This window comes from Gemmobacter sp. 24YEA27 (assembly GCF_030052995.1).
GTDB lineage: Bacteria > Pseudomonadota > Alphaproteobacteria > Rhodobacterales > Rhodobacteraceae > Pseudogemmobacter.
In genome coordinates, this window is the sequence record NZ_JASJPW010000001.1 from 254,423 (window position 1) to 267,721 (window position 13,299).

A 13,299-nucleotide genomic window follows, 5' to 3' on the forward strand; every position below is an offset into this window, starting at 1 on the left:
TATGACCGACTGCATCAGCAAGGCGGTAGAGCAGCCAGGTGCGGAAAAGACGATGAAGGCCGTGGCCCGAGAACTCTCTTCAGATCATTGGCAACATTGACACAAAGTTGCCGAACGCTCGCGTCCAAAGGCAGATCTCGCCTTTAAGTTACTATCCTCGCAGGAAACTGCGTCAGGAACGCTCGGGCAGGCGCCGAGGATTTCATGCGCTGATACCCGAAACGTCCTTCAAAGGACGCTGAGGCCTTTATCACTTCTGGAGAAATTGGCACCGTAAGAGGAACCGAACCAGCTGGCCCCATGAGGACTGACCTCCAACTGCCCTACCGTCCTTCCCCTTGCGCCCGCAGCGTTCCACGGCAATATCTCTCCTCGTAACGAGGGAAAGGTCTGCCATGTCACTGCCGATCCAGACACAGGCGAAATACTGGGCGATCGCGGGGCTGGTGCTGATCGTCCTCCTCTGGCTGCTTGGCGATGTACTTTTGCCCTTCGTCCTCGGGGCAGCGCTGGCCTATTTCCTCGACCCGGTCGCCGACCGCCTGGAGCGGCTGGGGCTAAGCCGCGTGGCGGCGACTTCGGTGATTGCGCTGGTCGCGGTGCTGATCTTCGTGCTTCTCGTCCTGTCGATCATCCCGACCCTGATCCAGCAACTGATGGCGCTGATCGAATCCGCGCCCGAGATGTCCAAAAAGCTGCAGGGCTTCCTTGTGGACCGTTTCCCCGAACTGGCCGACCGCACCTCGACCCTGCGCCAGACGCTTGCCGAACTGGGCGAGACGGTGAAGGCCCAGGGCGGCAAAGTCGTGGGGGGCTGATCCAGACCGCATTCGGCGCGGTGTCGATCGTACTTGTCCTGCTGGTGGCGCCGGTCGTGACCTTTTATCTGCTGCTGGACTGGGACCGGATGATTGCCCGCGCCGATGCGCTGCTGCCGCGCCAGCATATCGACAGCATCCGTCAGATCGCGTCCGAGATCGACATGACACTGGCGGGGTTCCTGCGCGGACAGGTCATGGTCTGTCTGATCCTTGGCGCATTCTACGCCATCGCGCTGATGGCGGCGGGGCTGCAATATGGGCTGATCGTCGGCGCACTGGCCGGGGCGATCACTTTCATCCCCTATATCGGCGCGCTGTTTGGCGGTGTTCTCGCCATCGGCCTTGCGCTTTTCCAGTTCTGGGGCGATTGGTTTTCGATCGGCATCGTCGTGGCCATTTTCGCGGTGGGCCAGTTTGCCGAAGGCAATATCCTGTCGCCCAAGCTGGTGGGGCAATCGGTCGGGCTGCACCCTGTCTGGCTTTTGCTGGCGCTTTCGGCTTTTGGCTCGCTCTTTGGCTTTGTGGGTATGCTGGTGGCCGTTCCGGTTGCAGCGGTGATCGGGGTGCTGGTGCGCTTTGGCGTCGCGCAATACCAGAACAGCCCGCTTTTCATCGGAGAGCCGCCCGTAACACCAGCGCTGGCAAAACCGGCGCGCAGCCGCAGATCCCCCCTTAAACGCGCCGGAGACCGCGCGGAAAGCGGAGACGAGGCGTGAGCAGACAACTCGCCTTTCACCTGCCGCCCCAGGAGAATCTCGGTCGCGAGGATTACATCGTCACCCCCGCGACCGCATTGGCGCTTTGCGCGGTTGACCGCTGGCGCGACTGGCCGGGCGGCAAGATGCTGCTGATCGGGCCGGAGGGCTCGGGGAAGTCGCATCTCGCCGCGATCTGGGCCGGATCGACCGGCGCGCCGCGCATGGCCGCGCGTGATCTGGCGCAGCTGCAATCCGATCAGGATCTGCCAGAACTCGCCGCGTCAGGCGCGGTCGCGATCGAGGACGCGGACCAGATCGCCGGCGACCGCGCGGCCGAGACGGCGCTGTTCCACCTGCACAACCTGCTTTTGCCGGAAGGAAGGCTCCTTGTGACCGGCAAGACCCCGCCGCGTGACTGGGGCCTGACGCTGCCGGATCTGCTCTCGCGGCTCCAGGCCGCGGCGGTGACGCGGATTGAGGCACCTGATGATGCGCTGCTGAACGGGGTGCTGGTAAAGCTCTTTGCCGACCGGCAATTGCAGCCGCCGGCGAACCTGATCCCCTGGGCCATCGCGCGGATGCCGCGCTCGATCCGGGCGGCGCGTGTACTGGTCAGCCGAATGGACGAGCTGGCGCTGGAGCGCGGCTGCGCCCCGGGCCTGCGGCTTGCGGCCGAGATCCTGGGCGAAACGCTGCCGGAATAATCCTCTGACCATATCCGGATGACATTATTCGGTTACATATAAGTTGCATAAACTTCACAACCCTTCCCGGAAGCGCCGACATATAAGCCGCGAAATGACACAGGCAGATTTTCTCAAAACAACCGCCCCCGCGATTGTCACCCTCCCGGATGACGAGATTCATGGGCCGAAGCGCTTTTTCAACCGCGAGCTCAGCTGGCTCGCGTTCAACTGGCGCGTGCTGGAAGAGGCGGCGAACCCAGCCGTGCCGCTGCTGGAGCGGCTGCGGTTTCTGTCTATCTCTGCGACCAATCTTGATGAATTCTACACCGTCCGCGTGGCGGGGCTGCGCGCGCTGAAACGCACCGGCAATAACGTTTTTTCCGAAGACGGCCGCACCCCCGCCGAACAGCTGGAGCTGATCAGCGCCGATGCGCGGCGCCTGATGCAGGTGCAACAGACCACCTTCAAGAAACTGCGCGCCGAGATGGAAGAGGTCGGGATCATCCTGCTGACCCGGTCGAAGCTGAATGTGCGCGATCTGAAATTCCTTGAGGAATACTTCCTCTCGAATGTATTTCCGGTGCTGTCGCCCCTGGCCATCGACCCGGCGCACCCTTTCCCCTTCATCCCCAATACCGGCTTTTCGCTGGCGCTGGAGCTGGAACGGACCTCGGACCGGCGCCGGCTGAACGCGCTGCTTCCGATCCCGCAACAGGTCTCGCGCTTTATCCAGCTGCCGGGAAATCCGGGCCAGGACCGGTTCCTGCCGCTGGAAGAGCTGCTGCTTTTGCATCTCGACATGCTGTTCCCTGGCTTCTCGGATCGCGGGCATTGCACCTTCCGCGTGCTCAGGGACAGTGATCTCGAGGTCGAGGAAGAGGCCGAAGACCTTGTCCGCGAATTCGAGACCGCGCTGAAACGCCGCCGCCGCGGCGAGGTGATCCGGCTGAAAATGTCGGCGGGCGCCCCCCCCGAACTGCGACAGCTGATCATGCAGGAGATCGACGCCGACGAGGATGAGGTGATCGAAGTGCGCGGCATGATCGGTGTCGCCGATCTGAAAGCGCTGGTGCTGAATTCGCGCCCTGAACTTTTGTGGCCGCCCTTCACCCCTCGCGTGCCGGAACGGGTACGCGACCATGAGGGAAATATTTTCGCCGCGATCAAGCAAAAGGATATGCTGCTGCATCATCCTTACGAGACCTTTGACACGGTGATCCGCTTTCTGGAACAGGCGGCGCGCGACCCGAATGTGGTGGCGATCAAACAGACGCTGTATCGCACCTCCTGGGACAGCCCCATCGTCTCGGCTCTGTGCGAGGCGGCCGAGGCCGGCAAATCTGTCACCGCGCTGGTCGAGCTGAAAGCACGTTTTGACGAGGCCGCGAATATCCGGCAGTCGAGGCGGCTGGAACGGTCAGGCGCCCATGTGGTTTACGGGTTCATGAACCTGAAAACCCACGCAAAAATCTCGACCGTGGTGCGGCGCGAGGGCGACAGCCTGGTCACCTATACCCATTACGGCACCGGCAATTACCATCCGATCACTGCCAAGATCTATACCGATCTCTCGCTTTTCACCTGTGATGCGGCACTCGGGCGCGATGCGACCAAGGTGTTCAATTACCTCTCGGGCTATGTTCAGCCTCAGGGGCTGGAAAACCTCTCGATCTCGCCGATCTCGCTGAAACCGCGCCTGATCGAGCTGATCGCCGCCGAGGCCGATCACGCCCGCGCTGGCCGCCCCGCCGGATCTGGGCCAAGATGAATTCGGTGATCGATGCCGATGTGATCGACGCGCTTTGTGCTGCCTCCCAGGCGGGCGTGAAGATCAGCCTTGTGATCCGCGGCATCTGCGGGCTCAGGCCCGGCGTCAAAGGCCTGTCGGAAAACATCCGGGTGAAATCCATCGTCGGGCGTTTCCTTGAACACTCGCGCATCGTCTGTTTTGGCAATGGCTCTGGCCTGCCGTCGCAGAAGGCACGGGTCTTCATCTCTTCCGCCGACTGGATGGGCCGCAACCTCACCCGCCGCGTTGAGACCCTTGTCGAAGCGATCAACCCGACGGTCAAAAGCCAGATCCTGTCGCAGATCATGGCGGCAAACCTTGCGGATGAGGCGCAAAGCTGGGTGCTCTCCGCCGATGGCCGCTACCGTCGCGATCTGGGGGCGGCAGATGGATCCCTCTTCAACTGCCACCGCTTTTTCATGGAGAACCCGTCGCTTTCGGGCCGGGGCACCGCCGGGGCCAAGGATGCGCCCCGGATCCTGTGCGGACGCGACGACGAAACCGGGCCTGCCGCGAAAACCAGCACCGGCTGAGGCCTGATCCGGGGCCCGCGGCAGACTGATGGTTGACCTGGCCCCGCTGAGGCGCAAAACAGAAGACCTGATGATCCGTGAGATGCGATGAGCCCTGACAGCCAGACCCGCCCCGCCGCCGCACAGCATGAGGAAGAATGGGCCCCCTTTGGCCGCCCGCTCTTTCTGGACGATGGCGCGCGGGCGCTGTCCAGGGTCGGCGTGGTGGATGTGGGTCGAACTCGGTCCGGATGGTGGTCTTTGATGGCGCAGCCCGCAGCCCGGCCTATTTCTACAATGAAAAAATCATGTGCGGGCTTGGCAAAGGTCTGGTGCAAACCGGCTATCTGAACCCCGAGGGCCGGGTCCGGGCATTGAAGGCGCTCAAACGCTTTGCGCTTCTGGCCAAAGGGATGGAGATCGGCCCCCTGACCGTGGTCGCCACCGCCGCCACCCGCGAGGCGAAAGACGGGCCCGAATTCCAGGCCGATGTGCTGCGCGAAACCGGACTGAAGCTGCATGTGGTAGATGGCCCCGAAGAGGCGCGGCTTTCGGCCCAGGGCGTGCTTTTGGGCTGGCCCGATGCCAAGGGCTTGTCTGCGATATCGGCGGCAATTCGATGGAACTGGCGCGGATCGGCGATGGCAAGGTCGGCAAGCGCGTCTCGACCCAGCTTGGCCCGTTCCGGCTTTTGCAGGTGGAAGGGGCGGCGAAAAAGCGCGAGGCCCATATCGACCGCGTGCTGAAAGACGTGCAGGCGCAGCTGAAATCCGAGGGTGAGCGGATCTACCTTGTCGGGGGCTCCTGGCGGGTGATCGCGCGCCTCGATATGGAGCGGCGGAACTACCCGCTGCTTGTGCTGCATGAGTACCGCATGACGCCGGAAAGCCTTCTGGACACGCTGGACTGGATCGCGGCCTCGGATCTGGCGGTGTTGCGCGCCCGCACCGGCACCTCGGTCGAACGGATGGAACTGGTGCCGATCGCCTGCGAGGTGCTGCGCGAACTGATCAAGGTGCTGAAGCCGCGCGAGATCGACATTTCCGCCTATGGCATCCGCGAGGGGCTTTTGTATGAGCAGATGCCCGAACGGCTGCGCGAACGGGATCCGCTGATCGAGGCGGCGCGGCTGACCGAACGCAACCAGGCCCGCATTCCGGGTCTGGGCAAGAAACTTTACGAGTTCCTGCTGCCGCTGTTCAAAAGTGAAAGCGCCGAGCGGATGCGGCTGATCAAGGCCGCCTGTCTCCTGCATGACACCACCTGGCGCGCGCATCCCGATTACCGCGCCGAGGCCTGTTTCGACAATGCGACCCGCGCCAATCTGGGCGGCCTCGACCATCCGGGCCGCGTCTTCCTCGGGCTCGCACTTTTGCATCGCTATAAGAACAGCCGCGCCGGCAACCGGATGGAGGCGTTGTTCCGGCTCCTGAATGACGAGGAACTGCGCCTCGCCGAGGTGCTGGGCAAGGCGTTGCGCTTTGGGGCGATGTTTGCGGCGGATGATCCGGCCCAGGCCGGGCGCCTGACCTGGTCGCCGAAAAAGCGGCTTCTCGGGCTGGACCTGACCCAGGACGGCGTGGATCTCTTTGGTGAAGTCGCCCAGGCGCGGTTTGCCTCGCTGACCACGGCGCTGAAGGCAAAATCAAAGATCACCCCGGCCGTCAGGGACTGAGCGATGCCAGAAACCGCGCCAGACGCGCCGCCCGCAGATCTGCGCATTCTGGAGGCGGCGCCCGAAGACAGCGCCGGTATCGCCGCGCTCTGGGCGCCGTGGATCCGCGATACCGCGATCACTTTCGCCCCGACCCCGCGCAGCGCCCCGAGGTCGCGACCCTGATCCGCGACCGCAGCGCTGCCGGATACGGCTTTTTTGTCGCCCGTGACAGCGGTGGCGATCTCATTGGCTTTGCAAGCTACAGCCAGTTTCGCGCCGGGGCCGGCTATGCCCGCAGCATGGAACACACGGTGATCCTCGCCCCAAAAGCCCGCGGGCGCGGGGCGGGCCGCGCCCTGATGGCTGCGGTGGAAACCCATGCGAAAGCGCGGGGCGCGCATCTGATGGTAGCGGCGGTCTCGGGAGAGAACCCCCAGGCGCGGCTATTCCACGAGGCGCTTGGCTACCGCCATTGCGGCACCATCCCCGGCGCAGGGTTCAAATTCGGCCGCTATCTCGACCTGATTCTGCTGGCAAAGGAATTGTAAACCTCTGGTCCGTAAGCTTTGTCGGTCCACGATATGAGAATGTCGTGATGGCGCATTATTCTGACCGGACATTCTCTTTTCCCCGCGATATCGTGATTGCATGTCAATCTGGACCCGCATTGCCGAAGCCCTTGCCGCCCTAGTCCGGGGCGAGCCACTTTCCGTGGTCTTTGAACGCCTGCGCGGCGAAACCAGCCCCGAGAAATCCATCGGATTCACCATCGCTGTGATCGCGCTTGGTGCCAAAATGGCCAAGGCGGATGGCGAGGTCTCACGCGAGGAGGTCACTGCCTTCCGCCGCATCTTCACGGTTCCCGATGGGGAAGAGGCTCATGCCGCCCGCGTCTTCAACCTCGCGCGTGAGGATATCGCGGGCTTTGACGCTTACGCCCGCAAAATCGCGCGCCTCTTCAACCCCGAAGCGCGCAGGCTTTGCGCCGATGACCACCATGTGCTGCTTGATGTGCTTGAGGCGCTGTTTCAGATCGCGCTGGCCGATGGCAATTACCATCCGGGCGAAGATGATTTCCTGCGCCATGTCGCGGGCATATTCGGGCTGGATGACGGCTGTTTCAACGCGGTCCGCGCGCGTCTGGTCGAAGGCGCGCCGCGTGATCCGCATGATGTGCTGGGGATCCCGCATGGTGCCAGTATCGACATGGCCCGCAGCGCCTGGAAACGGCTGGTCCGCGACACCCATCCCGATGTGATGACCGCGCGCGGCGTGCCGCCCGAAGCGGTGCATCTGGCCGAACGCCGGCTTATCGCCATCAATGCCGCCTGGGAGGAACTTTCCGGGCGCGAAGCGGCCTGAGCGATGCCAGACGCCGCCCCCTTCCTGCCAGGCGTCCGGGTCTGCGCATCGCCACCTGGAATGTCGAATGGTTCGACCGGCTCTTTGACGATTCCGGGCGCGGCTATGAGGATCTTCAGCCCTCGGCCCGCTACGGCATCAGCCGCGGCGCGCAGCTGGGCGCGCTCGGGCTCGTGTTCACCGCGCTGGACGCCGACGGGATCATGATCATCGAGGGGCCGGACACCACGTCGAAACGGTCGACCCTGCGCGCGCTGGAATGGTTCGCGCAGAAATACGGGCTCCGGGCGCGCCGCGTGGTGCATGGGTTTTCATCGGAAACCGAACAGGAAATCGCCTTTCTCTACGACCCAGACCGCATGAAGGCGCATCATGACCCGATCGGCGAGCCGACCGGCAAGCGTGGCCCCATGGGCGAGACCACGGAAGCGCCGCGCTTTGACGGCACGTTCCGCTATGATCTCGACACCGATCATACGCCCGACACCATCCGGTTTGCCAAACCGCCGCTGGAACTGGTGCTGACCCTGCCCAACGGGCGCAGTCTGCGGCTGATCGGCGTCCATGCGAAATCGAAAAACCCGCATGGTGCGACGAACGAGGCCTCGCGCATCCGCATCTCGATCGAGAATCGCCGCAAGCAGCTGGCGCAATGTATCTGGATCCGCGAACGCGTCACCGAACATCTGACGCGGGGCGAGGACATCATCGTATTGGGCGATTTCAACGATGGCCCGGGGCTCGATGAATTTGAAAAGCTCTTTGGCCGCAGCGGGGTCGAGATCGTGCTGGGCCAGGACCGCGATCCTTCGCAGCGGCTCTTTGACCCCAATGCCGATATGGCGCTGTGTTCTCGCTTTGGCTTTTGCCCGACCACGGCGCGGTTTTACCTCGCGCCGCAAAAGCGCTGGTTCGAGGCGCTGCTGGATTTCGTCATGGTCTCACCGGGGCTGATGGTGCCGGAGCCGGAATGGCGGATCTGGCACCCGTTCCAGGATCCCCGCATCATGGCCCTCCCGGAGCTGCGCGAGGCGCTGCTTCAGGCCTCGGATCATTTTCCTGTCACCGTTGATCTGGCATTCTGAGCAGGCGGCAGCCCGCCGCCGCAGCGAGTTGTGAATTGCGCGACCGGCAAGCTGCGCGCGATACTCATCCTGTCCCTGTTCGCGCCCCTCAGGAAAGGACCCGCTATGGCCAGTATTTTCAGGCGCATCTTCGTCCGGCACAGGGCGCGCAGTATCGGGCTGAGAGCCGTCGGGCTGCGCAACATCGGTCTCGCGCTTTTCCTGCTGGCCGTGGCGCCACTGCCCTTGCCGCATCTGCGCCCGGCTCATGCCGAGGCAGAAACCGGGACCGGCCCGCGCGAGGCGGAAACCGAAAAGGGCTTTTCGCTGATCGAAGAGGGGGCGAAGCTCCTTTTGCGCGGGCTGATGAGCGAGATGGAGCCCTCTATCACCGAGCTTGAAGGCGCCGTCCGCGAGATCGTGCCGGAGCTTGAGGCGCAGATTGGTGCGCTCGGCCCGCAGCTGCGCGAGCTGGCGCAGCTGATGAAGGACGTCAGGAATTACGAGATGCCGGTAATGCTCGACAACGGTGATATCCTGATCCGCCGCAAGGATCCTCTGCCCCCTCGCCAGCGCGACAGCACCCGGCCCGAAGCGACGTCGCCGGAGACACCTCAGGAGACGCCACGGCCTCGCACCTGGCCGCCATTGCCCGGCCCGAACGGCGAGACGGAGCTCTGAGCCAGCGGCTGTCGGCGGCACTCCATCCGGTCAGAATTCTGCCGTTGATCGAATCACCGAAAAAATTAATCATCAAAAAATTAACTATGCCGGTGCTTCATTCCGATGCCGATGTTGAGCAAGGTGCCAAACGGATGCCTCCCGCCTGTTGCGTATCAAATCAAGCCCTGCACCCTCGTTCGTCAGCCCTGAAAGGTCGCGCCAGGCTTGCCGTGATATTCGGAATATTCGGACTGGCAATCCCGCTTACGGTATTTTCAGGTGCCGCCCAGACCGCAGACATGGTCAAAGACAATATGGTGCACAAGGTGGCGGCGGATTCCATGACCACGACGACCTCGGTTTACTGCACCATCGCGGGGCGGACAGATGGAGACGCAGGCCGTATCGCCTGCACAGAGCTGCTGGCCCTGCTGCAGACCATGCATCCGCAATATGGCTTTACCCTTGCGGCCGGTGCCAGCCCGCCGCCAGCCCTCGAGATCCGGATCCTGCTTGCGACGGATAATAATCTCAGCCTGGTCCTCAGCCTGACCGGCGCGGATGGCACGAGACTGGAAACAGAAAATTTCGCCGTTTCCGCCATGGATCGCAAACTTACGCCACAATTGAGAAACAACGTCTACCGCCGTGCCATCGCAGATATTTTGCCGGCGGGTTGACGCAGTTCATTTTTTTCGGAGATGAGAATGTGCTTTTTGTGCTCAACCCAATCCGACACTCCGGCAGACCTGTTATCCATCTTTGACAGTCATACCGGCGGATCTGCCGGCGGCACTCTGCCGGCCTCCCCCGCCGGCAACAGCAGTTCGGCGCCCTATACACTTGACCAGATCTCCGGCTATCTGACCGACGGATACTGGGGCTTTAACGGCGGGTCCTGGCGCGCCTTTGACATCGGCGCCTCGCGCACCATCACCTATAATACGTCAATGCTCTCGCCGCTGGCGGCGGCAATTGTCGAATATTCGCTGGATGTCTGGGCCGCAGCGACCGGGATCAGTTTCATTAATGTCGGCGTGACGCCGTCGGCTTTCACCGAAACCAGCGACGTGGGCGGCAGCACGGGGACGGCCACCGCAGTCAGCACCAATACCATCATCCAGGGCACCATCGGATCAGTCGGCGATAACGATTATTATCGGGTTACGCTGGTCGCCGGCCAGACCTACATGATCTCGCTGTCGCGGTCCGGCGGGTCCACGCTTGATCCCTATCTGGAACTTCGCAACAGCACTGGTGCTCTGGTCAGCAGTTCCGACGATCCCTCTTCCGCCGCGGCAGGTGAGTATATCACCTTCACCGCGTCCACCACGGGCACCTATTATCTTGTGGCCCGGGATTACAGCACGCGCACGGGGTCTTATGAGCTGACGATTCAGGTGGCGGCCGACCTGACCTTTAACGATGCCGATGCCAGCGGGGCCTATGCCTGGTCCGATATGACGGGCAATACGATCATCAATTCCTTTATCAACGTCCATGACAGCTGGGATACTCTGAACCTCAACGGATATATGCTGCAGACCTATATCCACGAGATCGGCCATGCTCTCGGCCTCGGACATGCCGGGCCCTATAACGGGGACGCAACCTGGGGCACTCACAACCTTTACGACAATGACAGCTGGTCGGCCACGATCATGTCTTATTTCGATCAGGCGGATAACCCGAATGATCCGGCGGCTTACGCCTTTCTCGCGACGATCATGCCGGCCGATATCATCGCAATCCAGAACCTATATGGCGCGGGATCTCTGGGCTATCAATCGGGCAACACGATCTGGGGGCCGGGCGGCAATGTCGGCGGTTACTTCCAGCAATTGCTGAACATGTGGGGCGGTCTGACAGCGGCAGACCCCCTGATCTATGCGGGGAACGACTTTGCCTTCACCGTTTATGACACTGGCGGAAATGACACGCTTAATTTCGCGGTGTTCGGCCAGAACCAGTTTATCTCTCTCGTCGAGCTGCAATATTCAAGTGTTGGCGGCGGCAGCGGCAATGTGGTGATCGCACGCGGCACTGTGATCGAAAACGCTGTTGGCGGCAGCGGAAATGATGCCATCATCGGCAACGCAGCGGCCAACCGGCTTGACGGCGGATCGGGCAACGATCTCCTGAATGCGGGGGCCGGAAATGATACGGTCATCGGCGGCGCGGGCACCGATACAGCAGTGATGGGCGTGGCCTCGGGCTCGATCACTGTCACCGGCAACGCGTCCCAGGTGGTGATCACCTCCTCTATGGGGGTCGACACTTTTATCGGGGTCGAGAATTTTCAGTTCACGAACACAACGCTGACCCTGGCACAGGTTCTGGCCCTTATCGGAAGCGGCGGGCCCAACACGCCAACGCCGGGGAATGACACACTCACCGGCACAGCCAGCAATGACACGATTAATGGTCTTGCCGGGAATGACATCATTTACGGGCTTGGTGGGACAGATGTGCTCTACGGCGATCTCGGCAATGACAGTCTCTACGGTGGTGACGGCGACGACTGGCTTTACGGCGGCGCAGGCGCTGACCACCTTTACGGCGGCGCAGGCCGTGACCGCGCCCATTACGGCGAAGCCACTGCGGCGGTGCGGGCCGATCTGCAGATCCCGACAAGCAACAGCGGCGCTGCGGCCGGCGATTGGTATTTCAGCATCGAGGATCTGGTCGGATCTGCCTTCAACGACACGCTGCTGGGTGATGCATCGGGCAATGTGATCCAGGGCGCGGGCGGCGTCGACGTGATCTATGGCCGCGACGGCAATGACACGCTTTACGGCGGCGATGGCGATGACTGGCTTTATGGTGGAGCAGGGGGTGACTGGCTCTATGGCGGTGCCGGGCGCGACCGCGTGCTGTATGCCGATGCGACAGCCGGATTGCGGGTGGATCTGCAAGCGCCCGGGACCAATACCGGCATCGCCGCCGGCGACCGTTTTTTCGAAATCGAGGATCTCATCGGATCTGCCTTCAACGACACGCTGCTGGGCGATGCATCGGGCAATATGATCCAGGGCGCGGGCGGCGTCGACGTGATCTATGGCCGCGATGGCAATGACACGCTTTACGGCGGCGATGGCGATGACTGGCTTTATGGTGGGATCGGAGCTGACTGGCTCTATGGCGGTGCCGGGCGCGACCGCGTGCTTTATGGCGATGCGACAGCCGGATTGCGGGTCGATCTGCAAGCGCCCGGGAACAATACCGGCATCGCCGCCGGCGACCGTTTTTTCGAAATCGAGGATCTGATCGGATCGGCCTTCAACGACACGCTGCTGGGCGATGCATCCGGCAATATGATCCAGGGCGCGGGCGGCAATGACGTGATCTATGGCCGCGACGGCAATGACACGCTTTACGGCGGCGATGGCGATGACTGGTTTTACGGCGGCGAGGGGGCGGATTGGCTCTATGGCGGCGCGGGTCGCGACCGCGTGCTGTATGGCGATGCGACAGCCGGGGTGCGGGTGGATCTGCAAGCGCCCGGGACCAATACCGGCATCGCCGCCGGCGACCGTTTCTTCGAAATCGAGGATCTGATCGGATCTGCCTTCAATGACACGCTGCTGGGCGATGCATCGGGCAATGTGATCCAGGGCGCGGGCGGCAATGACGTGCTCTATGGCCGCGATGGCAATGACACGCTTTACGGCGGCGATGGCAATGACTGGCTTTATGGCGGTGACGGGGTCGACTGGCTCTATGGCGGCGCCGGGCGTGATGTCTTTCTGTTTCTCTCTGCACCAGGCGCCGCAAATGCCGACCGAATCGCCGATTTCAACCCGGCCGAGGATATGATCCGGCTCGATGACGCGGTCTATTCCAGCCTGAGTGTCGGTACACTGGACGCGTCGCGCTTTGCGGTTGGAACGGCAGCCACGACTGCGGCCCATCGCATCGTCTACAGTCAGAGCTCCGGCGCGATCTTTTACGATGCGGATGGATCTGGCGCGGGTGAAATGGTGCTGATCGCAACCGTGACGGCAAACACTGCCCTTACTGCCGGTAACTTCCTGATCATCTGATCCA

The 13,299-nt window shown here is 62.5% G+C and carries 7 protein-coding genes and 3 pseudogenes; all 10 read left to right on the forward strand.

From position 1 onward, the window contains the following. Positions 1-395 precede the first annotated feature (395 nt). The 10 genes and pseudogenes from QNO18_RS01330 to QNO18_RS01375 all read left to right on the forward strand — a co-directional run bounded on the left by QNO18_RS01330 (position 396) and on the right by QNO18_RS01375 (position 13,295). A pseudogene (locus tag QNO18_RS01330) lies at positions 396-1,537 on the forward strand (AI-2E family transporter). Next, the gene (locus tag QNO18_RS01335; RefSeq protein WP_283176216.1) at positions 1,534-2,223 is read left to right on the forward strand and encodes a chromosomal replication initiator DnaA; all 690 of its coding nucleotides are present in this window, start codon (positions 1,534-1,536) and stop codon (positions 2,221-2,223) included. Before QNO18_RS01330 ends, QNO18_RS01335 begins: the two are co-directional and overlap by 4 nt. A gap of 94 nt (positions 2,224-2,317) precedes the next feature. Further along, a pseudogene (locus QNO18_RS01340) lies at positions 2,318-4,527 on the forward strand (RNA degradosome polyphosphate kinase). 87 nt (positions 4,528-4,614) lie between these two features. Further along, positions 4,615-6,181 (forward strand): annotated as a pseudogene (locus tag QNO18_RS01345) (Ppx/GppA family phosphatase). 98 nt (positions 6,182-6,279) lie between these two features. Beyond that, positions 6,280-6,711, forward strand: a complete 432-nt coding sequence (locus QNO18_RS01350) for a GNAT family N-acetyltransferase (protein WP_283176217.1) — start codon at positions 6,280-6,282, stop codon at positions 6,709-6,711. Between the two features lie 100 nt (positions 6,712-6,811). Further along, complete coding sequence (locus QNO18_RS01355) at positions 6,812-7,525, forward strand: molecular chaperone DjiA (RefSeq protein ID WP_283176218.1); 714 nt, start codon at positions 6,812-6,814, stop codon at positions 7,523-7,525. A gap of 41 nt (positions 7,526-7,566) precedes the next feature. After that, positions 7,567-8,610: an endonuclease/exonuclease/phosphatase family protein gene (locus QNO18_RS01360; RefSeq protein WP_283178718.1), complete on the forward strand. Its 1,044-nt coding sequence runs from the start codon at positions 7,567-7,569 to the stop codon at positions 8,608-8,610. A 105-nt stretch (positions 8,611-8,715) separates the two neighbouring features. Next, complete coding sequence (locus QNO18_RS01365) at positions 8,716-9,270, forward strand: hypothetical protein (RefSeq protein WP_283176219.1); 555 nt, start codon at positions 8,716-8,718, stop codon at positions 9,268-9,270. A 44-nt stretch (positions 9,271-9,314) separates the two neighbouring features. Further along, on the forward strand, positions 9,315-9,932 hold the full coding sequence (locus QNO18_RS01370) for a hypothetical protein (protein ID WP_283176220.1): 618 nt from the start codon (positions 9,315-9,317) through the stop codon (positions 9,930-9,932). A gap of 27 nt (positions 9,933-9,959) precedes the next feature. After that, positions 9,960-13,295, forward strand: a complete 3,336-nt coding sequence (locus QNO18_RS01375) for a M10 family metallopeptidase C-terminal domain-containing protein (protein WP_283176221.1) — start codon at positions 9,960-9,962, stop codon at positions 13,293-13,295. Positions 13,296-13,299 lie beyond the last annotated feature (4 nt).

Bases quoted from the DNA above. Each gene is read 5' to 3' on its own strand.
- QNO18_RS01355 (WP_283176218.1), top strand. From the start codon at position 6,812: ATGTCAATCTGGACCCGCATTGCCGAAGCCCTTGCCGCCCTAGTCCGG.
- QNO18_RS01375 (WP_283176221.1), top strand. From the start codon at position 9,960: ATGTGCTTTTTGTGCTCAACCCAATCCGACACTCCGGCAGACCTGTTA.
- QNO18_RS01365 (WP_283176219.1), top strand. From the start codon at position 8,716: ATGGCCAGTATTTTCAGGCGCATCTTCGTCCGGCACAGGGCGCGCAGT.